30 protein-coding genes are annotated in these 26,553 nt (G+C 71.8%); 15 read left to right on the top strand and 15 right to left on the bottom strand.

Annotated elements, in window-relative coordinates:
• The first annotated feature begins 24 nt into the window (after positions 1-24).
• Together AC4BGB_RS16740 and AC4BGB_RS16735 are read left to right on the top strand one after the other, a co-directional pair.
• A complete protein-coding gene (locus AC4BGB_RS16740; protein ID WP_490548038.1) occupies positions 25-669 on the top strand; it encodes a TetR family transcriptional regulator in 645 nt (214 codons plus the stop codon).
• Positions 666-1,334 (top strand): VC0807 family protein, encoded by a 669-nt coding sequence (locus AC4BGB_RS16735; RefSeq protein ID WP_490548037.1) that lies wholly within the window; start codon positions 666-668, stop codon positions 1,332-1,334. The genes AC4BGB_RS16740 and AC4BGB_RS16735 overlap by 4 nt, the downstream gene beginning before the upstream one ends.
• Position 1,335: 1 nt before the next feature.
• Here the strand turns inward: AC4BGB_RS16735 and AC4BGB_RS16730 are convergent, their stop codons facing one another.
• Positions 1,336-1,995, bottom strand: coding sequence for a TetR/AcrR family transcriptional regulator (locus AC4BGB_RS16730; RefSeq protein WP_490548036.1), 660 nt, complete (start codon positions 1,993-1,995; stop codon positions 1,336-1,338).
• Positions 1,996-2,073: 78 nt separating this feature from the next.
• On the bottom strand, positions 2,074-2,442 hold the full coding sequence (locus tag AC4BGB_RS16725) for a VOC family protein (RefSeq protein ID WP_490548035.1): 369 nt from the start codon (positions 2,440-2,442) through the stop codon (positions 2,074-2,076).
• Between the two features lie 53 nt (positions 2,443-2,495).
• Here AC4BGB_RS16725 and AC4BGB_RS16720 point away from each other — a divergent pair, with 53 nt between their 5' ends.
• Positions 2,496-3,347 (top strand): AraC family transcriptional regulator, encoded by an 852-nt coding sequence (locus AC4BGB_RS16720; RefSeq protein WP_490548034.1) that lies wholly within the window; start codon positions 2,496-2,498, stop codon positions 3,345-3,347.
• A gap of 129 nt (positions 3,348-3,476) precedes the next feature.
• Here the strand turns inward: AC4BGB_RS16720 and AC4BGB_RS16715 are convergent, their stop codons facing one another.
• Both AC4BGB_RS16715 and AC4BGB_RS16710 read right to left on the bottom strand, forming a co-directional pair.
• Positions 3,477-5,060 (bottom strand): SpoIID/LytB domain-containing protein, encoded by a 1,584-nt coding sequence (locus AC4BGB_RS16715; protein WP_490548033.1) that lies wholly within the window; start codon positions 5,058-5,060, stop codon positions 3,477-3,479.
• A gap of 92 nt (positions 5,061-5,152) precedes the next feature.
• Positions 5,153-6,574 (bottom strand): NAD(P)H-quinone dehydrogenase, encoded by a 1,422-nt coding sequence (locus tag AC4BGB_RS16710; protein WP_490548032.1) that lies wholly within the window; start codon positions 6,572-6,574, stop codon positions 5,153-5,155.
• Between the two features lie 89 nt (positions 6,575-6,663).
• On the opposite strand from AC4BGB_RS16710, the gene AC4BGB_RS16705 reads away from it, so the two are divergent.
• The 4 genes from AC4BGB_RS16705 to AC4BGB_RS16690 all read left to right on the top strand — a co-directional run bounded on the left by AC4BGB_RS16705 (position 6,664) and on the right by AC4BGB_RS16690 (position 8,938).
• Complete coding sequence (locus AC4BGB_RS16705; RefSeq protein ID WP_490548031.1) at positions 6,664-7,119, top strand: gamma-glutamylcyclotransferase family protein; 456 nt, start codon at positions 6,664-6,666, stop codon at positions 7,117-7,119.
• 22 nt (positions 7,120-7,141) lie between these two features.
• Positions 7,142-7,939: a purine-nucleoside phosphorylase gene (locus AC4BGB_RS16700; protein ID WP_490548030.1), complete on the top strand. Its 798-nt coding sequence runs from the start codon at positions 7,142-7,144 to the stop codon at positions 7,937-7,939.
• 101 nt (positions 7,940-8,040) lie between these two features.
• A complete protein-coding gene (locus AC4BGB_RS16695; RefSeq protein ID WP_490548029.1) occupies positions 8,041-8,325 on the top strand; it encodes a hypothetical protein in 285 nt (94 codons plus the stop codon).
• A 46-nt stretch (positions 8,326-8,371) separates the two neighbouring features.
• Positions 8,372-8,938 carry a TetR/AcrR family transcriptional regulator gene (locus AC4BGB_RS16690; RefSeq protein WP_490548028.1) on the top strand — a complete coding sequence of 189 codons (567 nt, stop codon included), beginning with the start codon at positions 8,372-8,374 and terminating at the stop codon, positions 8,936-8,938.
• Positions 8,939-8,959: 21 nt separating this feature from the next.
• Here AC4BGB_RS16690 and AC4BGB_RS16685 read toward each other — a convergent pair whose 3' ends face one another.
• From AC4BGB_RS16685 to AC4BGB_RS16660, 6 genes are read right to left on the bottom strand one after another with little or no spacing between them, the layout of a single operon-like run.
• Positions 8,960-10,630 carry a hypothetical protein gene (locus AC4BGB_RS16685; RefSeq protein ID WP_490548027.1) on the bottom strand — a complete coding sequence of 557 codons (1,671 nt, stop codon included), beginning with the start codon at positions 10,628-10,630 and terminating at the stop codon, positions 8,960-8,962.
• Between the two features lie 23 nt (positions 10,631-10,653).
• Positions 10,654-11,967 (bottom strand): hypothetical protein, encoded by a 1,314-nt coding sequence (locus AC4BGB_RS16680; protein WP_490548026.1) that lies wholly within the window; start codon positions 11,965-11,967, stop codon positions 10,654-10,656.
• Positions 11,954-13,090: a hypothetical protein gene (locus AC4BGB_RS16675; RefSeq protein WP_490548025.1), complete on the bottom strand. Its 1,137-nt coding sequence runs from the start codon at positions 13,088-13,090 to the stop codon at positions 11,954-11,956. Before AC4BGB_RS16675 ends, AC4BGB_RS16680 begins: the two co-directional genes overlap by 14 nt.
• Positions 13,072-13,929: a heme ABC transporter ATP-binding protein gene (locus AC4BGB_RS16670; protein WP_490548023.1), complete on the bottom strand. Its 858-nt coding sequence runs from the start codon at positions 13,927-13,929 to the stop codon at positions 13,072-13,074. The genes AC4BGB_RS16675 and AC4BGB_RS16670 overlap by 19 nt, the downstream gene beginning before the upstream one ends.
• Positions 13,926-15,017 carry a FecCD family ABC transporter permease gene (locus AC4BGB_RS16665; protein ID WP_490548021.1) on the bottom strand — a complete coding sequence of 364 codons (1,092 nt, stop codon included), beginning with the start codon at positions 15,015-15,017 and terminating at the stop codon, positions 13,926-13,928. Before AC4BGB_RS16665 ends, AC4BGB_RS16670 begins: the two co-directional genes overlap by 4 nt.
• On the bottom strand, positions 15,014-16,081 hold the full coding sequence (locus tag AC4BGB_RS16660) for a heme/hemin ABC transporter substrate-binding protein (RefSeq protein ID WP_490548019.1): 1,068 nt from the start codon (positions 16,079-16,081) through the stop codon (positions 15,014-15,016). The genes AC4BGB_RS16665 and AC4BGB_RS16660 overlap by 4 nt, the downstream gene beginning before the upstream one ends.
• 240 nt (positions 16,082-16,321) lie before the next feature.
• On the opposite strand from AC4BGB_RS16660, the gene AC4BGB_RS16655 reads away from it, so the two are divergent.
• Genes AC4BGB_RS16655 through tpx form a run of 6 tightly spaced genes read left to right on the top strand, consistent with a single transcriptional unit; the run spans position 16,322 to position 20,659 of the window.
• Positions 16,322-17,008: a biliverdin-producing heme oxygenase gene (locus AC4BGB_RS16655; RefSeq protein ID WP_490548018.1), complete on the top strand. Its 687-nt coding sequence runs from the start codon at positions 16,322-16,324 to the stop codon at positions 17,006-17,008.
• 20 nt (positions 17,009-17,028) lie between these two features.
• The gene (locus tag AC4BGB_RS16650) at positions 17,029-17,823 is read left to right on the top strand and encodes an NAD-dependent epimerase/dehydratase family protein (RefSeq protein ID WP_490548016.1); all 795 of its coding nucleotides are present in this window, start codon (positions 17,029-17,031) and stop codon (positions 17,821-17,823) included.
• Between the two features lie 33 nt (positions 17,824-17,856).
• Positions 17,857-18,231, top strand: coding sequence for a MerR family transcriptional regulator (locus AC4BGB_RS16645; RefSeq protein ID WP_490548014.1), 375 nt, complete (start codon positions 17,857-17,859; stop codon positions 18,229-18,231).
• A 53-nt stretch (positions 18,232-18,284) separates the two neighbouring features.
• On the top strand, positions 18,285-19,289 hold the full coding sequence (locus AC4BGB_RS16640) for an aldo/keto reductase (protein ID WP_490548013.1): 1,005 nt from the start codon (positions 18,285-18,287) through the stop codon (positions 19,287-19,289).
• Between the two features lie 50 nt (positions 19,290-19,339).
• Entirely contained in the window at positions 19,340-20,140 is an 801-nt protein-coding gene (locus AC4BGB_RS16635) for a crotonase/enoyl-CoA hydratase family protein (protein WP_490548011.1), read from the top strand.
• A 24-nt stretch (positions 20,141-20,164) separates the two neighbouring features.
• Positions 20,165-20,659, top strand: a complete 495-nt coding sequence (tpx, locus tag AC4BGB_RS16630) for a thiol peroxidase (protein ID WP_490548009.1) — start codon at positions 20,165-20,167, stop codon at positions 20,657-20,659.
• On the opposite strand, the gene AC4BGB_RS16625 is transcribed toward tpx, so the two are convergent.
• Positions 20,629-21,096 (bottom strand): SRPBCC family protein, encoded by a 468-nt coding sequence (locus tag AC4BGB_RS16625; protein ID WP_490548007.1) that lies wholly within the window; start codon positions 21,094-21,096, stop codon positions 20,629-20,631. The genes tpx and AC4BGB_RS16625 overlap by 31 nt on opposite strands.
• Before the next feature lie 65 nt (positions 21,097-21,161).
• On the opposite strand from AC4BGB_RS16625, the gene AC4BGB_RS16620 reads away from it, so the two are divergent.
• Positions 21,162-22,814, top strand: coding sequence for a phospho-sugar mutase (locus AC4BGB_RS16620; RefSeq protein ID WP_490548005.1), 1,653 nt, complete (start codon positions 21,162-21,164; stop codon positions 22,812-22,814).
• Here the strand turns inward: AC4BGB_RS16620 and AC4BGB_RS16615 are convergent.
• The 4 genes from AC4BGB_RS16615 to AC4BGB_RS16600 all read right to left on the bottom strand — a co-directional run bounded on the left by AC4BGB_RS16615 (position 22,811) and on the right by AC4BGB_RS16600 (position 25,915).
• Positions 22,811-23,362, bottom strand: coding sequence for a PH domain-containing protein (locus AC4BGB_RS16615; protein WP_490548003.1), 552 nt, complete (start codon positions 23,360-23,362; stop codon positions 22,811-22,813). The two genes, AC4BGB_RS16620 and AC4BGB_RS16615, sit on opposite strands and share 4 nt — an antisense overlap.
• A gap of 7 nt (positions 23,363-23,369) precedes the next feature.
• Positions 23,370-23,549, bottom strand: coding sequence for a hypothetical protein (locus AC4BGB_RS16610; protein ID WP_490548001.1), 180 nt, complete (start codon positions 23,547-23,549; stop codon positions 23,370-23,372).
• Positions 23,550-23,711: 162 nt separating this feature from the next.
• Positions 23,712-24,701 carry a methylmalonyl Co-A mutase-associated GTPase MeaB gene (meaB, locus tag AC4BGB_RS16605; RefSeq protein ID WP_490548000.1) on the bottom strand — a complete coding sequence of 330 codons (990 nt, stop codon included), beginning with the start codon at positions 24,699-24,701 and terminating at the stop codon, positions 23,712-23,714.
• A gap of 11 nt (positions 24,702-24,712) precedes the next feature.
• Entirely contained in the window at positions 24,713-25,915 is a 1,203-nt protein-coding gene (locus AC4BGB_RS16600; protein WP_490547998.1) for an acetyl-CoA C-acetyltransferase, read from the bottom strand.
• Between the two features lie 141 nt (positions 25,916-26,056).
• On the opposite strand from AC4BGB_RS16600, the gene mce reads away from it, so the two are divergent.
• On the top strand, positions 26,057-26,524 hold the full coding sequence (gene mce, locus AC4BGB_RS16595; RefSeq protein WP_490547996.1) for a methylmalonyl-CoA epimerase: 468 nt from the start codon (positions 26,057-26,059) through the stop codon (positions 26,522-26,524).
• The last annotated feature ends 29 nt before the right edge of the window (positions 26,525-26,553 follow it).

Here is a 26,553-nt window from a genome sequence, read left to right as displayed (position 1 = left end):
ACTTACGCGAGTAAGTTCTTACTCATGCGAGTAACTGAGTCTGGCGAGACCCGCTCCCCCGCCGCGACGGCCAGGCGGGCCCAGATCGTCGCGGCGACCATCGAGGTGATCGCCGAGCTCGGGCTCGGCCAGGCCTCGTTCAGCCGGATCGCGGACCGGGCCGGGCTCTCCAGCACCCGGCTGATCTCCTACCACTTCGCCGACAAGGACGAGCTGATCGGCGCCGTGACCCGGACGGTGCTCGAGGACATCACCGCCCACGTCGCCGGGCACATCGAGACGGCCGAGCGCGACGCAGAGGCCAGGGGGATCCCCAACGCCACCGGCATCCTGCGCGCCTACATCGCCGGCAGCATCGAGTTCATCGCCGGCCACCGCTCCCAGATGCAGGCCCTGATGCAGATCGTGCTCTCCGGCGCTGCCGCCGGCGCCGTCCCCACCGGGGAGCAGACCAGCACCCCGCTCGAGGGCCTGCTGCGTCACGGCCAGTCGACCGGCGAGTTCCGTGACTTCGACGTGGTCCCGGTGGCTGCCGCCGTCCAGCGCTCCATCGAGGGATTCGCCTTCCTGCTCGCGGCGCAGCCCGACCTGGACCCCGACCTGCATGCGACCGAGCTGGTCGAGCTCTACGTCCGCGGGGTGCGGGGTGACGGACCGGGCGCGTCATGAGCACGCCGGCCGCGGAGCGGAGCAGCACCCGTCCGCGCTGGCTGCGTGTGCTGCTCGTGGTGCTCGACTTCGTGGTGCCGGTGGCGTTCTTCTACCTCCTGCGTGCTGCCGGGGTGAGCGCCTACCTCGCCCTGCTCGTGGGCGCGGGGGCCTCGCTGGTGAGCGCCGCGGTCAGCCTGGTCCGGGGCCGCCGGCTCAACGGCGTCGCCGCGTTCATGGCGACCATGATGCTGCTGAGCACGCTGGTGGCGCTGGTCGGCGGCAGCCCACGGTTCCTGCTGGCGCGGGAGGCGTGGCTCACCGGGGTCGCCGGGGTCTGGTTCATCGCGAGCTGCCGGATCGCACCGCGTCCGCTGGCCTACTCCTTTGCCCGCGCGGTGGGAGAAGGTCGCTTCGGCTGGCCTCCTGACTGGGAGCGCCACTGGCACCGGGCACCACGCTTCCGCCGGATGTGGCGCGTGGCCAGCCTGGCGTGGGGCGTCGGCACCCTGGCCGACGCGGCGCTGCGGTGGGTGATGGCCTACTCGCTCCCGATCGACCTCGTCCCTGTGCTGACCCAGGTCCTGCTCGTGGCCACGGCCGTCGTGCTGTTCGTCGGGACGAACGTCTACTACGTCGTCTCGGGCGCGATGAACCCTCGCTCCCGGCTCTACGAACCGGCCTGAGTCAGCTGGTCGAGAGCTTCTTCTTCGCAGCCTCGGCCTCGGCGGCCATCAGGTAGCCGGTCAGCATCGTCTTGAGCTGGACCACCGCGTCGGGGTGCGACTGCCCGTCGCGGATCGAGAAGTTCAGCATCGAGTAGGTGACGTGCACGAGCACCTCCGCGATCACCTGACGGTCGGCGATCTTGGAGCCCGGCGTGAGCGGGGCGAGCAGTCGGGTGACGTGCGCCGCGAGCTCGCGCTCGTGCTCGGCGGCGATCGCCCGGGTCGGCGGGGTGGCCTGCATCGCCAGCCAGACCGCGCGCCGCGACGGGTCCGTGCGCCACAGCAGGGCGAGGTGGTCGAGCAGCCGCTCCAGCAGCTGCGCCCAGTCCAGGCTGGGGATCTCGGCCGCGAACGCCTCCAGCTCGGCCTGCACGTTGGCGGTGTCGAGGCGGTCGAGCTCGCAGATGATGGCGTACTTGTTGCCGAAGAACTGGTAGAGCGTCCCGATCGGCACGCCTGCCCGCAGCGCCACCTGCTCGGAGGTGAACGACTCGAACCCGACCTCGACCAGCAGCGCCCGCGCCGCCCGCAGGATGTCGTGGAATCGCCGGCGGCTGCGTTCCTGCGACGGCCGACGGCGCGGCAGGAACTCCGCGGGGTCGTGCGCCTGGGTGGTCATGACCTTCAGGTTACTTCGAAGTAGGCCCTGGAGGCGGGACTTCAGGCGCCACGCACGCCCTTCGAGACGGCTGCGCCGCTACCCCCAGTTCTCCGCCTTCGTCAGGCAGAACGGGTGGCCCGCAGGGTCGAGCAGCACGCGCCAGGTCTCCCCCGGCTGCGGGTCCGCGACGGTGGCGCCGAGCTCGACGGCCCTCTTCTCGGCCTCGTCGAGGTCGTCGACAGCCAGGTCGAGGTGGAACTGCTTGCTGCCGTTCTCGTTGGGCCAGCCGGGGGCGGCGTACCCCTCGACGCGGCCGAAGCCGAGGGCCAGGTCGGGGCCGGTGAGCATCGCGTACTCCTTCTCCGCGTGCTTCACCTCCCAGCCGAGCAGGCCGGACCAGAACCGGGCGCTTTCCTCGGGATCGGCGCAATCGAGAGTCATCATGGCCAGCCGTGCGGTGCTCATCGGGAGTCTCCTTCGTCTCGGGTGTGTCCCTGCAGCCTCCTAGGATCCGAGGGGTGCGCGATAGGAGAAAGGCGACAGGCCCCGCCCCGACGGCGACCACCGCGGGGGTGCTGCGCCCCGACCAGTTCGCCCGACACGCGCACCTCGAGCGCGCCGTCTGTGCCCCCGACCTGGCGCCCTGGGTGGAAAACTACTGGTCGCTGCGCTGGGAGCTGCCGCCCGGCACCTCCTACCTGAGCTCCACGCTCCCCCAGCCTGCCTGCAACCTGAGCGTCGAGCGCGGCGACCGGCGCGCGGAGGTCGGGGAGGAGCCCGTGGTGGTCACCGGGGTGGTGACCCGGCGCTTCGACGTGACGATCCGCGACCAGGGCTGGGTGTACGCCGCCAAGTTCCGCCCCGGCGGGCTGGCCGCCCTCACCGGCAGGCCCGCGCGGCCGCTGCGCGACGCCACGGTGGCGGCGCATGATGTCCTCGACCCCACGATCACCGCGCCGCTCGCCGGCCTCGGGCCCGACCAATCGGGCGAGGAATGCCGCCGCACCTTCGACGAGGTCCTCAGCCGCATCGCCACGACGCCCTCTCCGGAGTATCAGCTCCTTCTCGACGTGATCACGGCGATGCTCGAGGACCGCTCCCTGATCCGCGTCGCCCAGGTCGAGCAGCGTTGCGGCGTGGGCACGCGCTCCCTGCAACGACTCTTCGAGCGCTACGTCGGCGTCAGCCCCAAGTGGGTCCTGTCCCGCTACCGGATGCACGACGTGGTCACCGCGCTCGACGCCGGGTACGCCGACTCCCTGGCCGACCTCGCCGCCACCTACGGGTGGTTCGACCAGGCCCACTTCACCCGCGAGTTCACCGAACTCGTCGGCGTGCCCCCTGGGGCGTATGTACGACGGGAGGGGTAGGGGTGACTGGAGCGTTTGTCATTTGACCCTAATGGCGCTTCCCGCGTAGGCATCGCGGCGGATCTGCCGACGAGCGGCATCGATACTCAGCCGTGCGCCAGCCCCGCGACGTCACGCGCGCCGCCCCCGCTACCGAGTGAGGACCACCCGCACTTTCCCCTTGCCGTTCTTCTTCACCGACATCACGGCGCGCTCGAAGCGGACCTGGAGGCGCTTGCCGACCCGCTGCTGGGATGTGACCGGGAAGCCGAGGCGGGCGGGACCGCCGCGGCGGGCGTAGACCTTGACGAACTTGCCTCGCAGCTCGCGGGCGGCCACGCCGTTCTTGGCGTAGATGCGGCCCTTCTTGAAGTTCCGGGCGCGGCCGCCGGGCACGGCGTACTCCGGGCCCTTCGGCTTGCCGAGCACCGAGCGGTTGCCGCCGAGGGCGCGCCAGCGCTTCGTGATCGCGGACTCCGGAGCGGGCGTGACCGCTCGCGGCGGCGTCACCGCTCGCGGTGGGGTGACCGAACCGGTCGCACCGGAGCCGAACCGGAACCAGTGCGAGCGCAGACCGAACTTCGAGCGGAAGGTGGTCCCGCTGAGGGTGACGTTGCTCTTGGTGCCGTCGAGGACCAGCTGCTCCACCCTGCCGGCCCAGTCGCCGTTGCCGTCGCGGCGGGTGACCTTGATCCGCTGCAGGGTGCCCACCCCCGGATAGGCCTTCTGGATCGCCGCGCGGGTCAGCGACTTGGTCCAGGTGTGCACCGGGTTGCCGCTGTGTCCGTCGTAGGGGTCGGCCTTGGCGACGAGGTACGGCATGTTCCCGGCGGCGAGCCAGCCGCCGCTGCTGGAGCCGAACTGCGTGAACGCGGGCTTCCCTTGGTGGGCGAGGATCTGGCCGGCGGTCGCAGCGACGGCGGCGTTGCCGCGCGCGTCCTCGGCGGCCAGTCCGCCGTACACCTGGCAGGAGGTGGTGTCGCAGGTCTGGTAGTGCCGGTTCAGGTTGTCGGCCCGGTCGCGGGCGGCGTACGTGCGCGCGGCGACGGCCTGCGCCTGCACGGCCGCGGGCGCCCAGGAGGTCGGCATCTCGCGCGGGACCACGCCGCGCACGTAGTCCTCCAGGCTGACCACGTTGACCGTGTCGGAGCGGCTCAGTCGCAGGGTGCCGCGGTAGGTGCGGGTGGTGCCGGCGACCCGGAGCGTGAGGGCGGCGGGGCCGTGGAACTCGGCCTCACCCTTCAGCGTGCGGTGCGCGCGCCAGGCGCCGTTGTCGTAGTCCAGCACGGTGTTGGCGCCGACCGTGCGGAGCCGCCAGGTCTTGAGTCCGGCGATCGCGGGCAGCGCGTACGACGTGCCGCTGGCCACCTCGCGGACCGCGAGCCCGGCGGCGGGGAGCACCCGGACGTCGTTGTCGGTGTCGGCGGAGATGAGCGCGCGGATCGTCCCGCCGGCCGTCGCGGGCGTGGTCCCCGGGTAGTAGAACGCGAGGATCCGGCGGTGGTCGAGCCCCTGCTTGGCGGCCCCCTGGGCGCCGTACTGCGACATCCCGCGGCCGTGACCGAAGCCGTGACCGGTCACCGACACCTTGCCGTTCGCCGGGACCTGGTAGCTCTCGGAGACCGCGCGAGCCGCCGCGTGGGCAGGGCTCGGGGCGAGGGTGCCGGCCGCCGCCGTGGCGAGCACCACGACGCCTGCGGCCGTGACCCGGAAGCGGTGTGCAATGGAAGACATCGTGACCCCGGTGACCCGTCGAGAACAGGAACCCGGTCAGTATCACCGCTTCTTGCGCGGCATTTGTCCGTTTTTGAAAAACCCGGCGAGGATCAGACGGGCGAGTGGTGCAGCCGTCGCGCGGCCTCGGCGACCGAGCCGCTCATCGAGGGGTAGACGGTGAACGCGTGCGCCAGCTGGTCCACGGTCAACGACTCCGCGACCGCGATCGAGATCGGGTGGATCAGCTCGCTGGCCCGCGGCCCCACCACCACCCCGCCGACGACGATCCCGGTGTCGGGCCGGCTGAACAGCTTCACGAAGCCGTCGTGCACGCCCTGCATCTTGGCCCGGGGGTTGCCGGCGAGGTCGAGGCGCACGCACTCGGCCTGGATCTCCCCCTCGTCGACGGCCTTCTGCGACCAGCCGACGGTGGCGATCTCGGGAGCGGTGAACACGTTGGAGGAGACCTGCTTGAGCTCGATCGGGGTGACCGCGTCGCCGAGGACGTGCCGCATCGCGATCCGGCCCTGCATCGCCGCGACACTGGCCAGCATCAGCACGCCGGTGCAGTCGCCGGCGGCGTACACCCCGCGCGCGGTGGTGCGCGAGACGCGGTCGACCATCACGAAGCCGCCGTCGTCGACCCGTACGCCGGCCTCCTCCAGGCCCAGGTCGTCGGTCTTGGGGATCGAGCCGAGCGCCAGCAGGCAGTGGGACCCGGTCACGGTGCGCCCGTCGGTCAGCTTCACCGTGACCTCGTCGCCCTCGCGGGTCACCGACTCCATCCGCGACCTGGAGAGGACCTGCATGCCGCGCCTGGTCAGCACGTCCTCGAGGACGGTCGCCGCGTCGGCGTCCTCCCCGGGCAGCACCCGGTCGCGCGAGGAGACCAGGACGACCTCGATGCCGAGAGCCATGTAGGCGCTGGCGAACTCGGCCCCGGTGACCCCCGAGCCGACCACGATCAGCTTCGAGGGGGTCTCGGTGAGGTCGTAGACCTGCTCCCAGGTGAGGATCCGCTCCCCGTCGGGCTGGGCGGTCGGCAGCGTCCGCGGGGCCGCGCCGGTCGCGAGCAGCACGGCGTCGGCCTCGAGGGTCTCGGTGCCGCCGTCGGGTAGCTCGACCTCGACGGTGGAGGGACCGCGGAGCCGGCCGCGGCCCACCAGCACCTTGACGTCCTCGCGCTCGAGGCGCCGGCCGATGTCGGCCGACTGGTCGCCGGCGAGTCGGAGCACCCGCTTGTTGACCCGGGCGAGGTCGACGACCACCTGGTGCGCGGCGTCGCCCTGCCGGTCCTCGAAGCTGACGCCGAGCTCGGGGGCGCCGGCGAGGTCGGTCATCAGCTCGGCGGTGGCGATCAGCGTCTTGCTCGGGACGCAGTCGGTGATCACCGCCGAGCCGCCCAGCCCGTCGCTGTCGACCACGGTGACCTCGGCCCCGAGCTGCGCCGCGACCAGCGCCGCCTCGTAGCCGCCCGGTCCGCCGCCGATGATCACGACGCGGTTCGCCTGCCCGAAGTGAGGTGTCGTCACCACCTCATTGTGTCGCATGTCCGCCGGTCCGGTGGCGCCCCTTAGTCTTGCCGGGTGACACGCCGCTGTCTGATCCCGCAAGGAGCTCGATGACCCTGTACGCCGCCTACGGGACCAACCTCGATCCCGCGCGGATGGGCGAGCGGTGCCCGCACTCCCCGTTGCGCGGCACCGGCTGGCTGATCGGGTGGCGTCTCACCTTCGGCGGCGAGGAGCACGGCTGGGACGGCGCGCTCACCACGATCGTCCAGGATCCCTTCGAGCAGGTCTTCGTGGCGATCTACGACGTCACCGACGAGGACGTGCACGCGCTCGACGGCTGGGAGTCCGCGGACACCGGCCTCTACCGCAAGACCAAGGTGCGGGTCTCCACGATGGACCAGGAGGTCGTCGTCTGGGTCTACGTGCTCGACGCGTTCGAGGGCGGCCTCCCCTCGGCCACCTACCTCGGCACCCTCGCCGACGCGGCCGAGGCCGCCGACGCCCCCGCCGACTACGTCAGCGCCCTGCGCTCCCGTCCCTGCCGGTCCAACTTCGGCGGCTGAGCCACCAACTAGGCTCCGTGTCGTGACCCAGACCTACACCGAAGCCGCTGAGGAAGCCGCCCGCGTGCTCGCCGAGAAGACCGGCGTCGCGCGGCACGACGTCGCCCTGGTGATGGGGTCGGGATGGCTGCCCGCGGTCGACGCACTGGGTGAGTCCACCGCGGAGATCAGCTCCACCGACCTGCCCGGGTTCGCGCCGCCGGCGGTGGCCGGGCATGCCGGCAAGATCCGCTCGGTGCGCTCCGGGGACCGCAACCTGCTCGTGTTCCTGGGGCGGACCCACTTCTACGAGGGGCTCGGCGTGCGCCCGGTCGTCCACGGCGTGCGCACCGCTGCGGCGGCCGGCTGCCACACGGTCGTGCTCACCAACGGCTGCGGCGGGCTCGACGAGCGCTGGTCCCCCGGCACGCCCGTGCTGATCTCGGACCACATCAACCTCACCGCGACCTCGCCGATCGAGGGTGCGAACTTCGTCGACCTCACCGACCTCTACAGCGCGCGCCTGCGCGAGCTGTGCCGCGAGGCCGAGCCGACCCTCGACGAGGGGGTCTACGTGCAGCTCCCCGGCCCGCACTACGAGACCCCGGCGGAGATCGGGATGATCCGCGCCATCGGCGGCACCCTGGTCGGGATGAGTACGACGCTCGAGGCGATCGCTGCCCGGGAGGCCGGGATGGAGGTGCTCGGCATCAGCCTGGTCACCAACCTGGCCGCCGGTATCACCGGGGAGCCGCTCAACCACGCCGAGGTGCTCGAGGCCGGCCGGTCCGCCGCGACCCGGATGGGCGACCTGCTGGGCGGCATCGTCCCCCGCATCTGAGCCGCACCCTGGCCCACCCGGCGAGCCGTGCCCCGCGGACGCGCCGTTGACATCGTGTGAAGCACCCCGATATCGATGTCGGACACGAACTCGGAGGGCACATGAGCGATTCGGACACCAAGGACGAGAGCACGACCGACGAGAACGAGGACCCCGGCACCGGGCTCGACGTCGAGTCCGAGCCCGACGAGGAGACCAAGAAGGAGATCGAGGAGGAGCGCGAGCGCCGCCTCGACCCGGAGAACCGCCCCGACAACGTCGAGGTGGACAACACCCCACGCGACTTCGACGTGGAGCGCGGGCAGTTCAAGGACAGCGACGACTACGACGACAACGAGCCGGCGCCGTTCAGCGATCCCGAGGACCCGAACAACGACGACGCCTGACGGTCGTCCTGCGCCCTCGCGAGGACCAGAGGCGTAGATTCGCCTGATGCCCAAGATCATCGGTGCCACCCTCGAGGAGCACCGGCTGCAGATTCGCCGTCGCGTCTTCGCGGCGTTCGAGCAGCTGCTCGCCGAACGCGGTTTCGATGCCCTCACGATGGCGGACCTCGCCGCTGCGGCGGGGATCGGGCGCACGGTGATCTACAACCACTTCGCCGACAAGGACGCTGTGGTCGTGGCCTTCGCTGCGGACGAGACCACGCGCTACCTCAATCGGCTCGAGATGGAGCTGGCCGGTGTCGAGGACCCGGTCGAGCGCCTGCGTACCTATGTCCGCCACCACGGGACCGCGGCCCAGGACTTCCATCTCGGGCTGGGGCCGGAGCTCTACAGCATGCTCTCGCGCGAGTCCGCGGGTGCGATCCGTGAGCACGTGGTGGCGCTCGAGGACGTGCTCCGCGAGATCCTGGTCGAGGGGATGGACTCGGGCGTGTTCGCCCGCACGGACCTTTCGGCCGCCGTGTCCCTGGTGCACGCGTGCCTGCAACCCCGACACCTCGACGCGGACGCCGTGGAGGCGTTCGTGCTGCGAGGTGTCGGGGTCAGGTCCTGATCGGCAACCGGGCCAGGCGGGCTACCTCCGGGTGACCGTCAGCGTCCGGCTCCCCGACGAGGGAAGGTAGTTGCCGGAGCCGAGGTACCTCAGCTGTGCCTTCCACCTGCCCTTGGCCACCTTCGGCAGGGCGATGTTGACCCGGCCGCTGGCGAACCAGCCGCTGGTGACCACGCGGCGCTTCTTGCCCTTGCTGAGCACGACCTGCACCTTGCCGCTCGCCGCGGGCGAACCCGCCCGGGCGGGACGTACGGCGACGGTGAGGATGCCGGCCTGCTTCTTGGTGGCGCGTCGGGCCACGGCGTGGCTGAGCACCGTGGCGCCCTTGGCGATCACGACCCTGCGGGTGACCGTGGCGGGCTTGCGCACCGCGTCCCCGCTGTAGCTGAAGGTGAGCACCCGCGCGCCGGCCCACAGGTTCTTCGGCAGCACGAACCGGGCGGTCCCGCCGGACAGCGTCGCCGTCCGGGCCGTCCCCGCGCCGCTCAGCCGGACGGTCCCGGTCCCGGAGGCGACCTTGACGACGTACGCCGGGGAGGTGGCCAGCGCAAAGCTGGCGGGTCCGCTGATCGAGACGGCTGCCGCGGAGCGGAGGGCGGAGTAGTCGATCGCCAGCGGGGTCTCGGTGTCCTGGCTGGCGTCGGAGTAGCTGTGCGCGCGCCAGGTGTAGACCGAGTAGCGCTTGCTGCGGTCGAGCTTGGCGGCCGGGACCGTCAGGGCCCTGGTGAACTCGCCGGTGGTGATCTGGCTGCCACTGACCCAGTCGACGGCGACGAACGAGGCCATCCCGTGCTCCCGGTCCGACACGTCCGGGAGGCCGCCCGAGGGGGCCACCCCGACGTAGACGCCGTCGTCACCCGGGTTCGACCCGGGGCTGAAGCCGATCCCCGAGACCTTGACCTGCACACCTCCGGTCGCGCTCTGCGAGGTGATCGCTGCGGTGACGTCGGGGGCTCCCAGCTGCGCGACGATCTGCGCCGGCCTCTTCTTCTCCGCGGTCGCGCTGGTCGCATGGAAGTGTGCACGCACACCCTTGGTCAGCTGACCCAGGAAGGAGGGGGCGAAGGACTTGCCGTCCACCGGGGTGCCCTCGGCAAGCTCGAGCCTGGTCGCATCCGCGCTGCCGGCGGGCAGGACCCCGCCCCAGGCCGGCGTGGTGGTGCGCGTCCGGTACCCGCCGGTGTCGGCCACGGTGCCGGTGGTCCCGAACGTGGTCACCACCACCTGTGCCGGGTCCGTGGAGGCCTCGGAGCTGCCCATGCCGGCGGCGTTCCTCGACGAGACCTCGGCCTTGAGGCTCCCGCTCCCGTCGGCGTTCACGGTGACCGTCGGGTTCGCGATCGTGACCCGGTAGTACTCGGTCCCGGCGTTCACGAACGCGCCGGTGACCGATCCCGCGTACGTCGTGGTGACGACGGCGTCGGAGCTGACGGTCGTGGTGCCGCCCGGGAAGGTGACGACGCCGTCGGCGTCCTCGAGCGCCCCGCCGGTGAGCACGTGGGTGGAGAGGTGGTCGTCGAACTGCTGCGAGATCTCCCACTTCAGCACCGGCGCAGGGGCCGTGGCTGCCGAGGCCGGAGCCGCCGTCAGGGTGAGGGACGAGGCGACCAGCGCCGTGACGGTGGCCGAGGCCCAGGTCAGCGAACGGCGCCGCGACTGCGCGCGTGGCAGCCTCGGGGTGGTGGCGGGCATGGTGTTCCTTTCAGAGGGGTGGGTCAGCCGCGAGGGCGCGGCTGGGCGGTGCGGAGGAAGAACAGGGGCCGGCGCCCGAGGGTGGCGAGCGTGACCAGCCCGGCCACGACGAGCAGGCCCAGTCCGGTCGCCCACCAGGCGCTCCCCGTCCCGGAGCCGGCACCTGCCGGCGGGGTGGCGACGAGTCGCAACGGCACCGCAGCCCCGGGGCCGGAGGTGGCGGCGACCGCGGCAGCCGTCGGCGGGAGCACCTCTGCACCGGCGACGGGCACGGGTGCCGGCAGTACCGGAGTCGAGCTGGGTGGGAGCTGCGCCGAGGAGGTGCCCGCGACCGACGAGCTCGCGGTCGCCCCGGAGGCACCCGACGCGCTGCCGGCCGCGACAGCAGGTGCCGGCGGCGCCGCGTTCTCCACGACCGGTGCGGCCGGAGGCGCGGTGGGCACCGGCGCGGCCGCCCCGGGTCCGAAGGAGACGGTCACCGGGAGCGCGACCTTGTAGGCGTCCGTGGATGCGCCGGTCGAGCACCAGTACGCCGCCGTGCCGACGCGGTTCATGTAGCTGATGAACGACTGCGGGAAGGACCCGAAGGCAGCCCCACCGGCTTCCTGTCCGACACCGGACACCGTGACGCCGCGGTAGGCGGCGTCGGCCGTGAACCCGTCCTCGCCCACCTCAACCCCCGGCAGGTCGGCCAGGGTCACCCGCTGGGCCGGGAGCGGCTCCCAGAGCGAGGTGTCGTCCTGGGAGGACCCGTAGCCGCTCAACGTCGCGGTGAGGCGGCCCTTCCCCTCGGCGACCTCGAGCACAGGGTCGGAGACGTAGAAGAACGACATGCCGGAGTAGAGGAGGACGGTGAAGTCGCCGGTCCACTCGAGCTTCGCGGTCCCCGCCACCCGGTCGACGGTGCCGCTGCCACCGGAGAGGACCACCTGATGGTCACTGAACTTCCCGGAGGTCGGGGCGCCGAGGGGGCTTCCGTCGGCAGTGGTGGAGAGCCCAGCCCAGGTGGCCGGCTTCCAGGAGCTGCCGTTCGACTTCTCGACCGCCACGTTGCCGACGGACTGGCGCCAGTCCCCGCGGGCCAGGGTGGTGCCGCCCCGGCCCGGGTTGGGCACCTTGCCGGCCGAGAAGAAGTTCTGGGTCCCGGGCGCCCACGCCGAGTTGTTGGCCTCGTTGCTCAGGCCCCACCGGAGCACGGCGTTCTCCAGGGTGGTGGCCTCTGCGGCGTCCGCGGCTGCGGCCGGCCCACCGACCAGGGTGGTCGAGGCGGCGACGAGACCGGCGAGGAGACCGGCCAGCCCGATCCGGAGTCCGGTACGGCGTTCACGCGGCGACATGACGCCTCCTGACGCGACGTACGGCGAGGAGCACCGCGGCGAGCAGGACGAGGGCCGCGGCGATGACGAAGGCCTTCTCCCACCACGAGGCGCCGTCGGTGGACTCGGCTCGGGCCTGGTCCGAGGCGACCGCGAACCGGACCGACGGCGCACCCTCGATCCCGACCAGTCGCAGCTCGTGGGTGCCGGGCGCGATCTCCGCCGGCACCTGGAGCAGCCCGGCCACCTGGCCGGTCGCTCCCGCGGTGAACGGCCCCGCCCCCGCATCGCCGTCATCGAGCACCGCGCTGACCTGGGCACCGGGACGGATCCCGGCAGCGGTGAAGGCAAGGATCTTGCCTGCTCCCGCCGAGGCCCGGTCCACCTCAAGCTTCGCTGCGCCTCCCGCTGCCTTGGCTGTCCCAGCCTTTTCTGTCCCGGCCGTCGCGGTCCCGGCCGTCGCGGTCCCGGCCGTCGCGGTCCCGGGCGCCGTTGCGGCGCTGGTGCCTGCCTCGTCGGTGGCGGCAGCAGCCTGCTGGCTCGTTCCCGCCGCCTGGGAGGAGCTCTTCGCCGAGGAGCCACGGTGGAGGTCGGCGACCGTGACCGGCGTGAACGTCTCGTTGACCCGGTTGTCGACCCCGTGCGCACCGAAGGTGATCACCCCGCACCTGACCTTGCGGCAGTCGACGGTCCGCACGCGGTTGTTCGCGTCCACCGTCTTGAAGGTGGCGCCGGGGACGTTGATGGTGACCGACCAGCTGCCGTCGGCGCCGAGCGTGCCCCCGTTGGCCGACTCGGCCGTCTCCGTCCCCGGGAACGCGACGAAGCGCTGGTAGCCCGCGTTGGCCTTGGTCTGGGAGTCCGGCACGTAGAGCCGGGTGCCGTCACCGTCGGCACTGGGTCGCCAGTTGCCGGAGACGGTGCCGAAGACCACGTAGATCCCGCCGAACCCGTTGCGGACCGAGCTGAACCCGGCCCCCTTCACCGTCAGCCTGGTGGTGTACGTCGGGTCGACCTTCCGGGTCCCGAAGTCGTTGGTGACGGTGACGCGAGCGGCGGCGCTCGCCGGCGGGCCGGGCAGGAGCAGCAGGCCTAGCACCAGGCCTGCGAGCGGCACGAGTGCGATCAGGGGGCGGGCACGCATGGGGGGTTCTCCTTCGTGGCGGGGCGGTCAGGACTGCTGGCCAGGTGTCGGCGCAGGGGTACGACGAGGAGCTGCCCCGCGTGGCGGACCACGTCCACCGGATGCCCGTAGACCTCCTCCAGCAGGGCGGGGCGGAGCACGTCCTCGGGGGGCCCCACCGCGCGCACCCGGCCGCGGTGGAGCACGCACAGCCGGTCGGCCCAGGCTGCGGCGAGCGACAGGTCGTGGAGCACCACCCCGACTGCGCAGCCGGCCGTGGCCAGCTCGCGGGCGACGGCGAGGACCTGTTCCTGGTGACGGATGTCGAGGGCTGCCGTGGGCTCGTCGAGCAGCACCAGTGGCGTCTCCTGCGCGAGCACCCGTGCGAACGAGGCCCGGGCGCGCTCACCGCCGGAGAGCGAGGGGAAGAACCGCTCGGCCAGGGCGGTGACGTCGGCTCGGAGCATCGACTCCTCGACCACGTCCTCGTCGCGCTCCTCCTCGGGCGTGCGGTGCCACGGGGTCCGCCCCATGGCCACGACGTCCCTGACGCGGAACCCGAACGCCAGGTGGGTCTCCTGGAGCAACACGGCCCGGCGCCGCGAGGTCACCCGCGCCGGGGCGCCGAGCAACAGGTCGCCGTCAAGGTGGGCCGTGCCGGCGGTGATCTCGAGGTCGCCGGCCACGGCCCCGAAGACGCTGGACTTCCCGGCACCGTTGGGGCCGACGAGCACGACCACCTCGCCGCGCCGGATGTCGAGGTCGACCTCGGTGAGCACCGGGTTGCCGGCGAGCACCACGGAGAGTCCGCGCACCTCCAGCCCGTTCATGGCCAGCCCGTCCATGGCCAGCCCGTTCACGACCAGCCTCCCGACGTACGCCGGGTCCGGCGCAGCAGCCAGAAGAAGAACGGACCGCCGACGAGCGCGGTGAGCATGCCGATCGGCAGGTCGGCGTAGGCCACCAGCGTGCGCGCCCCCAGGTCAGCGAGCACCATCAGCACCGCGCCGCCGAGGGCGCACGCGGGCACGAGCACCCGGTGCCCGGGGCCGACCAGCATCCGCACCAGGTGCGGCACCACCAGCCCGACGAAGGCGATGATGCCGGCGAAGGCCACCGCCGCGGAGGTGAGCAGCGCGACCAGCACGATGACCAGCAGGCGCAGGCGTTCGACGTCGACACCCACGTGGCGGGCGGCACGGTCACCCAGGGAGAGCAGGTCCAGCTGGCGGGCGAGCAGGCAGGCACCGACCAGCCCCACCGCGGCCAGCGGCGCGATCACCCCGACGTACTCCCAGCGGCTGCCGTTGAAGGAACCGAGCGTCCAGAACACGATCTCCTCGCGGGCCTGGGTGTCGCCGAGGAACATCATCAGGGCCATCCCGGCGCTGGCCATCGCATTGACCGCGATCCCGGTCAGGACCAGGGTGACCACCTCGGTACGGCCACCGTCGCGCGACATCACGTAGACCACGAGCGTGGTCACCAGGCCTCCGACGAAGGCAAAGGCCGCTGTCGTCCAGGCACCGAAGACGGCCAGGTTGAAGACGATCACCGCAGCTGCGGCCAACGCCGCACCCGCGGACACCCCGACCACTGCGGGCTCGGCGAGGGGGTTGCCGAAGACGCCCTGCATCAGGGCCCCGGCGCTGGCCAGCGAGGCTCCCACGACCAGGGCGGTCGCCACCCGGGGGAAGCGCACCTGCCACAGGGTGTTCTCGCCCTGGGGGTGGGTCGGCACCGGGCCCAGGTCGAGGCCTAGCCGGCGCATGATCGAGCCGATCACCTCCGAGGCAGGGATGTCGAGCTGTCCGCGCCCGGCGGCGGCGACCACGACGACCACCAGCGCGACGCCCAGCACCGAGAACAGCCACCCGGGGGCGAGCAGCCGCTGTCCCGAGGAGCCGGATGCCCGCACCGATCCGCGGGGACGCGTCAGGACGCTCACTGCACCGCCTCGGGGGCGTAGACCGCGACGGCGAGCGCGTTGAGCACGGACGCGACGAGGGGACCGAAGCCCAGGATCTGGGAGTCCTGCATGTCCACCACCCGGCGGTTCTGGCCGGCCGGGGTCTGGGCGAGCGCCGGCAGCCGGTCCAGGAGGCCGTCGACTCCCCCGACCGAGGACAACCCGTTGGACATCATCAAGATGAGATCGGGCTGGGCGGCCACGATGCCCTCGTCGGTGACCGGCTTCATGCCGTTCCAGTCGATCTCCTCGGCCACGTTGTAGAGCCCGAGGGAGTCGATGAGCGAGTCGGCTCCCGAGCCTTCGCCGAACATGTAGTACACGCCGCTCTTGCCGCGCACGTAGAGGAAGACCGTGCGCAGCCTGTCCCGGGTGGTGGTGGGAGCAGCCTTTGCGACCGCCGCCCGCACCTTGGCGACCTGCGACTCGGTCCGCTTCACGAGGGCCTGCCCCGCGGCAGGGACGCCGAGCGCCTCGGCGACCTTGGTGGTGAACGAGTCCAGGTTCTCCAGGCTCCTCTTGGCCGGGAGCACCACGACCGGGATGCCCGAGTCCCGCATCTGCAAGATCACGTCCCACGGCCCCAGGGAGGTGTCGGTGAGGATGACGGTCGGGTCGAGCTCGAGGATCGACTCCGCGCTGAGGTCGTGACCGTGGGCGGTGACCAGGGGCAGGTCCTTGGCCTCCTCGAACTGGGTGGAGACATCGCGTCCGACCAGCCGGTCCCCCAGGCCCAGCTCGGCCACGGTACGGGCCGTGGTGCCGTAGACGTCGATCGCGAGGATCCGGCTGGTGTCCTTCACGGTGACCCTGGTGCCCTGCTCGTCGGTCACCGTGACCGGCAGTGCCGGCGCGGCGTCCTCGGCGACCGGCTCGACGTCCGGGTGCGAGAGCCGGGCGGTGGAGGGCCCCTTCCACTGCCTCGGGTCCTCCAGCGCGGAGACCGAGGCGAGCTCGGGGGCGGCCTTCCCGGACCCGCTGGTGCTCGCCGCGGTGTCCCCACAGCCCGCGACCGTCGCCGCGACCAGGATCACCGCGGTCACCACCCGAGGAGCTGATCTCCCGGGACGCGGGCGGGTTGGCGTGCGCAATGGGGGTCCTCGGTTCTCGGGCAGGTCCGCACAGGCGGAGCAGTCGGCGGCGCAGGGTGTCTCTCAGCGCGAACGAAGGCTACCCTAACTTAGGATGGCCTTGCCTAACTAGAGGGTTGATGTGACAGACTGTCATCTTGGATCTGACAGTCCGTCAGCAACTCCACCCGCCCACGACGACAAGGTGTCCAGATGAGCGTTCTCCACGAGACCGGCCTACTGACGGACTCGCTCTCCCAGGCGATGCGCGAGGGTTCGCGCGTCGAGCACCAGGAGGCCGAGGACTCCAGGTTCATGACGGCGCTCCTCGCCGGCCGCGTCGACGAGGCGGGGTACGCCGGCTACCTCAAGCGACTGCGCACCGTCTACGCGGTGCTCGAGGACGTGGGCCGCACGCACGGCTCCGACCCCCTGGTCGCAGCAGTCGTGGACCCCGCCCTGGAACGCCTCCAGGCCATCGACGCCGACCTCGCGTTCTGGTGCCCGGACCCCCACGCTCCGGTCGCCAGCGCGGCTGCCGACGCCTACGCCGAGCGGGTCCGGGCGTCCGCGTCCTGGGGCGGGCTGTTCGTCGCCCACCACTACACCCGCTACCTCGGCGACCTCTCCGGCGGCCAGGCCATCGGACGCATCCTCAAGCGCGAGTTCGACCTCGGCGAGGACGGGCACGGGATCGCCTTCTACGACTTCGCCCAGATCCCGAAGCCGAAGCCCTACAAGGACGCCTACCGGGCCCGGCTCGACGCCGCCCCGCTCGACGCCGCGCAGAAGGCCCTGGTGGTGGACGAGGTGAAGGCGGCGTTCCGCCTCAACCAGGCCCTCTTCGCCGAGCTCGACGCCACCCTGGAGGAGCACCGCCGCACTCCGCGGGCCGACTGATGCTCAACTAGCCTGCGAGGATGCGAGTCCTCCTCACCGGCGCGGCCGGCTCGATCGGCAGCGTCCTCCTAACCGGTCTGAGCACCCTCGGCCACGAGGTGGTCGGCGCCGACCTCCCCGGCCATGGCAGCGACGTCGACCTCGACTGCACCGACCCCGTGGCCGTCGACGCCGCAGTCGAGACGATTCGGCCCGAGGCCGTGATCCACCTGGCCGGGATCCCCACCGAGTCCTCGCTGCCCGTTGCCCTGGGTTCCCACGTCATCACCACCGCGGCCCTGCTCGAGGCGATGGTGCGTCACGGCGTACGCCGCATCGCCTACGCCTCGAGCAACCACGCCGTCGGCCGTACCCCTCGCTCGGACCTCCTCGGCGTCGATGCGAACGGCCGCCCGGACACCTTCTACGGCGTCAGCAAGGTCGCGGCGGAGGCACTGCTGCAGCTCTACACCGACCGGCACGGGCTCGACACGATCTGCACCAGGATCGGCTCGTTCCTCCCCCGGCCCACGACGCGTCGCCAGCTGAGCACGTGGCTCTCCCCCGACGACGCGGTGCGGATGTTCCACGCCACGCTCACCGCACCGCAGCCGGGACATGCGGTGCTCTACGGCGTCTCGGCGAACACCCGCGGGTGGTGGGACCTCGCTCCTGGGCGCGCGCTCGGCTACGACCCCCACGACGACGCCGAGGACTTCGCCGCCGACGTCGAGTCCGGGCCCGAGACCGAGGCCGACCGCCTCGAGGCGGCGCACGTCGGTGGCCCCTACGCCACGGCGGAGTTCGAGCGTCCCGCCTTCGACACCGGTCGTTGACTTCGAGCCCACTCCGGGGGGCACACTGGACCGGTGACTGCGCTGAGCATCGCCGAGGCGGCCCTGGAGACGGGCCTGACGCCCGACACCCTGCGCTACTACGAGCGCGACGGGCTGATGCTGGCCTCGGTGGAACGCTCCTCCTCGGGACACCGCCGCTACGCCGAGCGCGACCTCACCTGGATCCAGATGATCACCAGGCTGCGCTCGACCGGCATGCCGATCCGCGACGTACGGCGCTACGCCGAGCTCGTCCGCAGCGGACCCGGCAACGAGCTCGAGCGGCTGACCCTGCTCAAGGCCCACCGGCACCGGGTCGAGCAGCAGCTCGCCGAGGTCACCGGGCACCTGCGCGCGATCGACCACAAGATCGGGCTCTACGAGGGCCAGGTCGACCAGCGCCGCTGAGTCGCCCGCCCGGGTCTTGACCTGGAGCGCACTCCAGGTCGTTGAGTGGTTCCATGACGATCAACCAGCGCACTCTCGGCCAGTCAGGATCCAGCCCGCTCACCGTCTCCAGCCTCGGGCTGGGTTGCATGGGGATGTCGGAGTTCTACGGGACTCCCGACGAGCAGGGCGGCATCGACACCATCCACCGGGCCCTCGACCTCGGGGTCACCTTCCTCGACACGGCCGACATGTACGGGCCGTTTATCAACGAGCAGCTCGTCGGCAAGGCGATCGCGGACCGTCGCGACCAGGTCCAGCTCGCCACCAAGTTCGGCAACAAGCGCGGCCCCGACGGAGAGCGCCTCGGCATCGACGGCTCCCCGGAGTACGTCCGCCAGGCCTGCGACGACTCGCTGCGCCGCCTCGGCGTGGACCACATCGACCTCTACTACCAGCACCGGGTGGACCCGACCGTCCCGATCGAGGAGACCGTCGGCGCCATGGCCGAGCTGGTGCAGGCCGGCAAGGTCCGCCACCTCGGGCTTTCCGAGGCCAGTGCCGCGAACATCCGCAAGGCCCACGGCGTGCACCCGATCACCGCCCTCCAGACCGAGTACTCCCTGTTCTCCCGCGACATCGAGGACGAGATCCTCGGCGTGATCAGGGAGCTCGGGATCGGACTGGTGCCCTACTCCCCGCTGGGCCGAGGACTGCTCACCGGGTCGATCACCCGCGACTCGGGTGCCGACGGCGAGGCCGACAGCCGGCGCTCGCCGTACTTCCCGCGCTTCCAGGGCGACGCGCTGGAGGCCAACCTCTCCCTGGTGGAGAAGGTCAAGGAGATCGCGGCCGGGAAGGGCGCCACCCCGGGCCAGCTCGCGCTGGCGTGGGTGCTCGCCCAGGGCGAGGACGTCGTGCCGATCCCGGGCACCAAGCGGGTGCGCTACCTCGAGGAGAACGTGGCCGCGACCGACCTCGAGCTCACCCCCGAGGACCTCAGCGCCCTGGAGCAGGCCGTCCCCCGGGACGCGGTGGCCGGCGACCGCTACGGGGACATGTCCAGCATCGACTCCTGAGTCGGGCGGCTGGCCATGGCGGCGCCATTACCGATCGGTAACATGACGCCATGACCCAGCTCGTCACCCACACCGTCACCGACGGCATCGCCCACGTCCGGCTCGCCCGACCGGAGAAGCTCAACGCGCTCACGTTGCAGACGCTCGATGAGCTGGTGTCCACGGCCCGCACGCTGCGCCGGAACCGTTCGCTGCGCGCGGTCGTGATCAGCGGCGAGGGCGACTCCTTCTGCGCCGGGCTCGACTTCGCCGCGGTGCTGAAGTCGCCCCGCGGCATCGCGGGCGCGTTCACGCCCCGCCCCTGGCGCGGGACCAACACCTTCCAGGAGGCGTGCTGGGCCTGGCGCCGGCTGCCCGTGCCGGTGATCGCCGCGGTCCACGGCCACTGCTACGGCGGGGGGCTGCAGATCGCGCTCGCCGCCGACTTCCGGATCGCCACGCCGGACTCGGAGTGGTCGGTCCTCGAGGGACGCTGGGGACTGATCCCCGACATGTCCGGGGTCCGCTCGCTCTCCGAGCTGGTCGGCATCGACACCGCGAAGCTGCTCACGATGAGCGCACGCAAGGTCTCCGGCAAGGAGGCCCGCGAGCTGGGCCTGGTCACCGACCTCGCCGCGGACCCCGAGGCCGCCGCGGACGAGCTCGCCCGCGAGCTCGCCACGAAGTCCCCCGACGCGCTGGCGGCGGCCAAGCGGCTCTTCGACCAGACCTGGACGTCCTCGCCCCGGCGCACATTCGCCCGCGAACGCGCCGAGCAGCTGGTCCTCCTGGTCGCCGCGAACACCAACGCCGCCCGCAAGGCCGCCTTCGCGAAGGCGGCTCCGCAGTTCGGACCGCGCGCGAGGCGCTGACCCCGCCCGGCTAGGTTGGGACGCATGGCTACCACCGCACTCGGAGACACCCCTGCCCACACTGTCGGAGAACTGCCCGCCGTGGGCGACCAGGCTCCCGACTTCACCCTGGTCGACGCCGACCTCAAGGAGTTCAACCTTGCCGACCTGACCGGTCGCAAGGTGCTCAGCATCTTCCCGAGCATCGGCACCGGCGTGTGCCAGGCGAGCGTCCGCAAGTTCAACGAGCTCGCCTCCGGGCTCGAGGACACCACGGTGCTCAACGTCTCGGTCGACCTGCCGTTCGCGATGACCGCGTTCTGCGGCGCCGAGGGCCTCGAGGGCGTCCAGGTCGGGTCCGCGTTCCGCTCCTCGTTCGGCGAGGACTACGGCGTCCGGCTCACCGACACGAAGTTCGAGGGCCTCCTCGCCCGCGCCGTCGTCGTCCTCGACGCCGACAACGTCGTCGTGCACAGCGAGCTCGTCCCCCAGATCGGCCAGGAGCCGGACTACGACGCAGCGGTCGCAGCGCTCTCCTGAAGACGCGCCCGTAGGCCGCAGTCGGCGCCCGCCATCATCCGGTGGTGGTTCCAGCTGAGCAGCGGCTTGGCGGCGTACGACGCCATCACGAACATCCTGGCCTCGGCGCGCACCTCCTGCTCGAAGCGCAGCGAGGTGCGCGCCGAGCTGTCTGCCCGCTCGGACAGGTGGTACCTCGCCCAGCCCCGGATCGGGCCGTCGATGCGCACCTCCAACAGGTCGAGGTCGCGGCTCACCGCCGTGAGCTCGAGCTCGAGGTCGTAGGGCAGGGCGGAGCGGCACACCACCAGCGCCCGGTCGTCGTCGAGCTTGGCGACGGCGCGCACCTGCGGCCACCAGTCGCCGTAGTGCTCGAGATCCACGAGCACGGCGTGCACCCGCTCACGTGGCGCCGCCACGTCCAGGGAGCTGGAGAACCGGAAGCTTCGCGCAGGCATGGGCTCCAGTATGACCACCGGTGGGAGCCCGATCGGGCCGGGTGGCGATGATCTAGCCTCGGGCCATGACCCGCCGGACCGACCACACCGATGCCGACCTGCTGGATCGTGCCCGCGCCTGGGCCGCCGAGGACCCCGACCCCGCGACCAGGGCAGAGCTCGAGGAACTGGTCGGTCAGGGCCCGACCGCCGATCTCGCGGACCGCTTCGACGGCACCCTGGAGTTCGGCACCGCCGGTTTGCGCGGTGCGCTCGGGGCGGGTCCCAACCGGATGAACCGGGTCGTGGTGCTCCGCGCGGCGGCCGGCCTGGCGGCGTACCTCACGGCGAGCGGGGCGCCCGCGGGCGCCCCCGTGGTGATCGGGTACGACGCCCGGCACAACTCGGAGGTCTTCGCCCGCGACACCGCCGAGGTGATGACCGGCGCCGGCTTCCGGGCCATGACCCTGCCGCGGCCGCTGCCCACCCCCGTCCTCGCGTTCGCGATCCGCGAGCTCGGCTGCGTGGCCGGGGTGATGGTCACCGCGAGCCACAACCCGCCCCAGGACAACGGCTACAAGGTCTACCTGGGCGACGGCAGCCAGATCGTCGCGCCCGCCGACGAGCAGATCGCCGAGCAGATCGCGGCCGTGGGGCCGGTCGGGGACATCCCCCGCGGCGACGGCGGCGAGGTCCTCGGTGACGACCTCCTCGACCGCTACCTGAAGACCGTCGTCGACCTGGTCGGCGCCGGACCGCGCGACCTCGACGTCGTCTACACCCCCCTGCACGGCGTCGGCGGGGCCACGGTGCTCACCGCGCTGCGCGAGGCCGGGTTCAGCGAGCCGCGCGTCGCCACCGCACAGTTCGAGCCCGACCCCGACTTCCCGACCGTGCCGTTCCCCAACCCCGAGGAGCCCGGCGCGATGGACCTCGCGCTGGCCCTCGCCGAGGAGGTCGGCGCCGACCTCGTGGTCGCCAACGACCCGGACGCCGACCGGTGCGCGGTCGCGATCCCCGGAGGACCCCACGGCTGGCAGATGCTCCGCGGCGACGAGGTGGGGGCGCTGCTCGCCCACCACCTGCTCGGCCTGCGGCGCGAGGGCGTCTACGCCACCTCGATCGTCTCCTCGTCGCTGCTCGGCAAGATGGCCGTCGCCGAGCACCAGCTGTACGCCGAGACGCTGACCGGCTTCAAGTGGATCGGACGGGTGCCCGACCTGGCCTTCGGCTACGAGGAGGCGCTCGGCTACTGCGTCGACCCCCGGCACGTGAAGGACAAGGACGGTGTCTCGGCGCTGCTGATGGTCTGCGACATCGCCGCCCGGGCCAAGGCCGCCGGCCGGACGCTGCGCGACCTGCTCGACGACATCGCGAGCCGCTACGGCCTGCACGCCACCGACCAGCTCTCGGTGCGGATGGACGACGTCGCGTCCATCACGGCGGTCGTCGACCGGCTGCGTGCAGCTCCCCCGGCCTCGCTGGGCGGCCTGGCGGTCCTGGGGGTCGACGACCTCTCCGCGGGCGGCAACGGCCTGCCCCCGACCAACGGCCTCCGGTTCCGGCTCGCCGACGACGGCCGTGTCGTCGTACGCCCCTCGGGCACGGAGCCGAAGATCAAGTGCTACCTCGAGGTCGTCGTCCCGGTGCGAGAAGACGCCGTGGACGCGGCCCGGATCAACGCCGTCGGGCGGCTCGACGCGATCCGCAGCGACCTGCAGGCGGCCGCCGGCCTCTAGGGGGAGACCTCGCCCCGCTCCGTGTGGTGCGGGCCCCGCCCGCGCAGGCCCGCCCGGGTCACCACCCGCTGGATGGTCAGGTTGCGCTCGTCGGGGCGCGGCACGTAGCGGATGTCGCGCAGCCCCTGGGCCTGCGCCGCGGACTCGAAGACGAAGTGACCGAAGTCGAGGATCCGGCCGTGCAGGGGCTTGTCCACCGAGATGTCCAGGATCCGGCTCAGCGGCATCGTGGCCTCCTTGCGGTTGAACAGCCCGTGCACCCGGAAGACCCGCTGGTTGGTGACCACGAACCGGTCGATGTTGCGCTGCAGGGCCTTCAGCACGCCCCACCCGACCAGCACGGCACCGACGACCAGGGGCACCCAGCCCAGCTCGAGGGAGGCGAACGGGACCTGGGCCCAGCACAGGATCCCGGCGAAGACCAGCAGGCCGGGGAGCAGGTAGACGACCCAGTGCTTGTGCACGATGTCGACCACGACCTCGTCCTCGTCCCGCAGCAGCCGGGCGCCGACGGAGGGATCGGTCAGCCAGGCGACGACCCGCCTCATGGTGCGCTCAGCTGCTGACCGACTGGACGAACCGGATGATCGCGTCGAAGAGCTTGACCAGCAGGTCCCAGATCGTGCTGGTGGCCTCCTTGGCGCTGGCACCGAACCCGTTGGGGTCCTGCACGAGCCAGAAGCCGAGGAACAAGATGACGAGGAGGCCGACACCCTTCTTCAGCGCGCCGTCCATCGGTTGCTCCTTGTGTCCGGGGGAAGACCGTGGGCACCAGAACGCGCCCACGACAGAGTTGTTGTACCAAGAACGCGCCATGATTCGGCTCAGGCGCGCCTGGAACCGCCCGTTATCGAGGCTCACCGGTCCGGTGAGCACCGAAACGCGGAAACGGCGGGGCTAGCCCGAGCCGGACTCGAGGCTCTCGAGCAGCAGGTCGGACGCCGCGTAGGGGTCGCTCTTCCCGGCGACGACCTCGGCCGCCAGGTCGTCGAGCGCGGCGTTCTCGTGCACCCCGCGCCACTGCTCGCGCAGCGCGGTGACGGCGATCGCCTCGATCTCGTCCCGGGCCCGCCGCAACCGCCGCGCCTCGAGCTCACCGCTGGCCTCCAGGTGCGCCCGGTGCCGGTCGATCGCGGCCACGACCTCGTCGACGCCCTCGCCCTTGCTCGCGATGGTCTTGACGATCTCGGGCTGCCAGGCCCCCTCGGGACGGTCGGCCAGCGCGAGCATCCCGCGCAGCTCCCGGCGTACCTGGTCGGCACCCTCGCGGTCGGCCTTGTTGATCACGTAGAGGTCGCCGATCTCGAGGATCCCGGCCTTGGCCGCCTGGATCCCGTCACCCATCCCGGGGGCGAGCAGCACGATCGTGGTGTCGGCCATGGCGGCGATCTCCACCTCGCTCTGGCCCACGCCCACGGTCTCGACGAGGATCACGTCGCAGCCGGCGGCGTCCAGCACGCGCAGCGCCTGCGGGGTCGCCCAGGAGAGGCCGCCGAGGTGCCCGCGCGAGGCCATCGAGCGGATGTAGACGTCCTTGTCGAGGGCGTGGTCCTGCATCCGCACCCGGTCACCGAGCAGCGCTCCCCCGGAGAACGGGGACGACGGGTCCACCGCGAGCACGCCCACCCGCTTGCCCTGCGCACGCAGGGCGGTGACGATCGCCGCGGTCGAGGTCGACTTGCCGACACCGGGAGACCCGGTCAGCCCGACGATGTGTGCGCGCCGGCCGCCGGCCGTGCCGGTGTACGGCGCCAGCCCGGCCATCACCTCGCGCAGCAGCGGCGAGGCGTCCTCGACCAGCGAGATCAGCCGTGCGACCGACCTCGCGTCCCCCGCCCTGGCCTTCTCGACCAGTGCGGGTACGTCGCCGGTCGACCGTCTGCTCATGCCCCTCTCGCTCAGGAGGAGGGAACCTTGATGACCAGGGCGTCACCCTGGCCACCGCCACCGCACAGGGCGGCGACCCCGGTGCCGCCTCCGCGGCGCTGGAGCTCGAGGGCGAGGTGGAGCACGATCCGGGCGCCGGACATGCCGACCGGGTGACCCAGGGCGATCGCGCCACCGTTGACGTTGACCTTCTCGTCCGGGATGCCGAGCTCACGCGCGGAGGAGATGCCGACCGCGGCGAACGCCTCGTTGAACTCCACGAGGTCGACGTCGTCGGCGGAGATGCCTTCCTTCTCCAGCGCCTTGGCGGTCGCCGCGGCGGGCTGGAGCTGGAGGGTGGAGTCGGGGCCGGCGACCTGGCCGTGGGCGCCGATCTCGGCGATCCAGCTCAGCCCGAGCTCCTCGGCCTTGGCCTTGCTCATCACCACGACGGCGCAGGCGCCGTCGGAGATCTGGGAGGAGGAGCCCGCCGTGACGGTGCCCTCCTTGTTGAAGGCGGGGCGCAGCTTGCCCAGCGACTCGGCGGTGGTGTCGCCACGCACGCCCTCGTCCTGGCTGACCACGACCGGGTCGCCCTTGCGCTGCGGGATCTCGACGGGGACGACCTCCTCGTCGAAGACACCGTTCTTCCAGGCCTGGGCGGCCTTCTGGTGCGACTGCGCGGAGAACTCGTCCTGCTCCTCGCGGGTCAGGTTGGCGCCGGCCGCGTTGCACTCCTCGGTGAGCAGGCCCATGGCCTGCTGGGTGGTCTGGTCGAAGAGCGCGTCGTAGGCCATCGAGTCGACGAGCTTCGCGTCGCCGAACTTGGTCCCCTCGCGGGACTTCAGCAGCAGGTGCGGGGCGTTGGTCATCGACTCCATCCCGCCGGCCACGACGACGTCGTGCTCCCCGGCGCGGATCATCTGGTCGGCCATCGCGATCGCGTTGATGCCGGACAGGCACACCTTGTTGATGGTGATCGAAGGCAGCGACATCGGCAGGCCCGCGGCGACGCCCGCCGTACGGGCGGCGTTCTGGCCGGCACCGGCCTGGATGACCTGGCCCATGATCAGGTAGTCGACCTGGTCGCCGGACACGCCGGCCTTCTCCAGGGCCGCCTTGATCGCGACTCCGCCGAGCTCGGCGGCGGACAGGGTCTTCAGGCCCCCGAGGAGGCGTCCGATCGGCGTACGGGCGCCGGCGACGATGACGGATCCACCATTGGTCGATGACATGGGAGTGCCTCCTGTAGAGCAGTCTGGTCATCCGACAGTACCCAGCAACGGCCCGCAGGTGGAGGGGGGTCCGGCTCCGAGTGGTGTTCGACCCGTCACACCCCGTTGAGGCCGCGGCGCCCACTGGGCGAGGATGCGCACATGAGTACCCCCACGTCAGCCCCGCTGGACATCCCGGCCCACCTGTTCACCTGCATCGACCACGTGGGCGTCGCCGTCCCGGACCTCGACGCCGCGATCACCATGTACCGCGAGAAGTTCGGCATGGAGGTCACCCACGAGGAGACCAACGAGGAGCAGGGTGTGCGCGAGGCGATGGTGGCCGTCGGCGACCCGTCCGACCCCAAGGGCTCCAAGATCCAGCTGCTGGCCCCGCTGAACGACCAGTCGACGATCGCGAAGTTCCTCGACCGGTCCGGCCCGGGCCTGCAGCAGCTCGCCTACCGCGTGACCGACGTCGACCAGGTCAGCGCGATCCTGCGCGAGCGCGGCCTGCGGCTGCTGTACGACGAGGCTCGCCGGGGCACCGCGAACTCGCGGATCAACTTCATCCACCCCAAGGACGCCGGGGGCGTGCTCGTCGAGCTGGTGGAGCCCGCCGGCGCCTGAGCCTCCCTCTCCCCGGGGCGGGGTCCACC

The organism is Nocardioides sp. Z30_9 (assembly GCF_058215735.1).
Note: the sequence above shows the minus strand (reverse complement) of the source record. Positions and strands in the feature narration are given on the sequence as shown.

Excerpts from the sequence above, each read along its gene's own strand:
- AC4BGB_RS16740 (WP_490548038.1), top strand. The coding sequence starts at position 25 with ATGCGAGTAACTGAGTCTGGCGAGACCCGCTCCCCCGCCGCGACGGCC.
- AC4BGB_RS16735 (WP_490548037.1), top strand. The coding sequence starts at position 666 with ATGAGCACGCCGGCCGCGGAGCGGAGCAGCACCCGTCCGCGCTGGCTG.
- AC4BGB_RS16730 (WP_490548036.1), bottom strand. The coding sequence starts at position 1,995 with ATGACCACCCAGGCGCACGACCCCGCGGAGTTCCTGCCGCGCCGTCGG.
- AC4BGB_RS16725 (WP_490548035.1), bottom strand. The coding sequence starts at position 2,442 with ATGAGCACCGCACGGCTGGCCATGATGACTCTCGATTGCGCCGATCCC.
- AC4BGB_RS16715 (WP_490548033.1), bottom strand. The coding sequence starts at position 5,060 with ATGTCTTCCATTGCACACCGCTTCCGGGTCACGGCCGCAGGCGTCGTG.
- AC4BGB_RS16705 (WP_490548031.1), top strand. The coding sequence starts at position 6,664 with ATGACCCTGTACGCCGCCTACGGGACCAACCTCGATCCCGCGCGGATG.
- AC4BGB_RS16695 (WP_490548029.1), top strand. The coding sequence starts at position 8,041 with ATGAGCGATTCGGACACCAAGGACGAGAGCACGACCGACGAGAACGAG.
- AC4BGB_RS16690 (WP_490548028.1), top strand. The coding sequence starts at position 8,372 with ATGCCCAAGATCATCGGTGCCACCCTCGAGGAGCACCGGCTGCAGATT.
- AC4BGB_RS16685 (WP_490548027.1), bottom strand. The coding sequence starts at position 10,630 with ATGCCCGCCACCACCCCGAGGCTGCCACGCGCGCAGTCGCGGCGCCGT.
- AC4BGB_RS16680 (WP_490548026.1), bottom strand. The coding sequence starts at position 11,967 with ATGTCGCCGCGTGAACGCCGTACCGGACTCCGGATCGGGCTGGCCGGT.
- AC4BGB_RS16675 (WP_490548025.1), bottom strand. The coding sequence starts at position 13,090 with ATGCGTGCCCGCCCCCTGATCGCACTCGTGCCGCTCGCAGGCCTGGTG.
- AC4BGB_RS16655 (WP_490548018.1), top strand. The coding sequence starts at position 16,322 with ATGAGCGTTCTCCACGAGACCGGCCTACTGACGGACTCGCTCTCCCAG.
- AC4BGB_RS16650 (WP_490548016.1), top strand. The coding sequence starts at position 17,029 with ATGCGAGTCCTCCTCACCGGCGCGGCCGGCTCGATCGGCAGCGTCCTC.
- AC4BGB_RS16640 (WP_490548013.1), top strand. The coding sequence starts at position 18,285 with ATGACGATCAACCAGCGCACTCTCGGCCAGTCAGGATCCAGCCCGCTC.
- AC4BGB_RS16635 (WP_490548011.1), top strand. The coding sequence starts at position 19,340 with ATGACCCAGCTCGTCACCCACACCGTCACCGACGGCATCGCCCACGTC.
- tpx (WP_490548009.1), top strand. The coding sequence starts at position 20,165 with ATGGCTACCACCGCACTCGGAGACACCCCTGCCCACACTGTCGGAGAA.
- AC4BGB_RS16625 (WP_490548007.1), bottom strand. The coding sequence starts at position 21,096 with ATGCCTGCGCGAAGCTTCCGGTTCTCCAGCTCCCTGGACGTGGCGGCG.
- AC4BGB_RS16620 (WP_490548005.1), top strand. The coding sequence starts at position 21,162 with ATGACCCGCCGGACCGACCACACCGATGCCGACCTGCTGGATCGTGCC.
- AC4BGB_RS16615 (WP_490548003.1), bottom strand. The coding sequence starts at position 23,362 with ATGAGGCGGGTCGTCGCCTGGCTGACCGATCCCTCCGTCGGCGCCCGG.
- AC4BGB_RS16610 (WP_490548001.1), bottom strand. The coding sequence starts at position 23,549 with ATGGACGGCGCGCTGAAGAAGGGTGTCGGCCTCCTCGTCATCTTGTTC.
- meaB (WP_490548000.1), bottom strand. The coding sequence starts at position 24,701 with ATGAGCAGACGGTCGACCGGCGACGTACCCGCACTGGTCGAGAAGGCC.
- AC4BGB_RS16600 (WP_490547998.1), bottom strand. The coding sequence starts at position 25,915 with ATGTCATCGACCAATGGTGGATCCGTCATCGTCGCCGGCGCCCGTACG.
- mce (WP_490547996.1), top strand. The coding sequence starts at position 26,057 with ATGAGTACCCCCACGTCAGCCCCGCTGGACATCCCGGCCCACCTGTTC.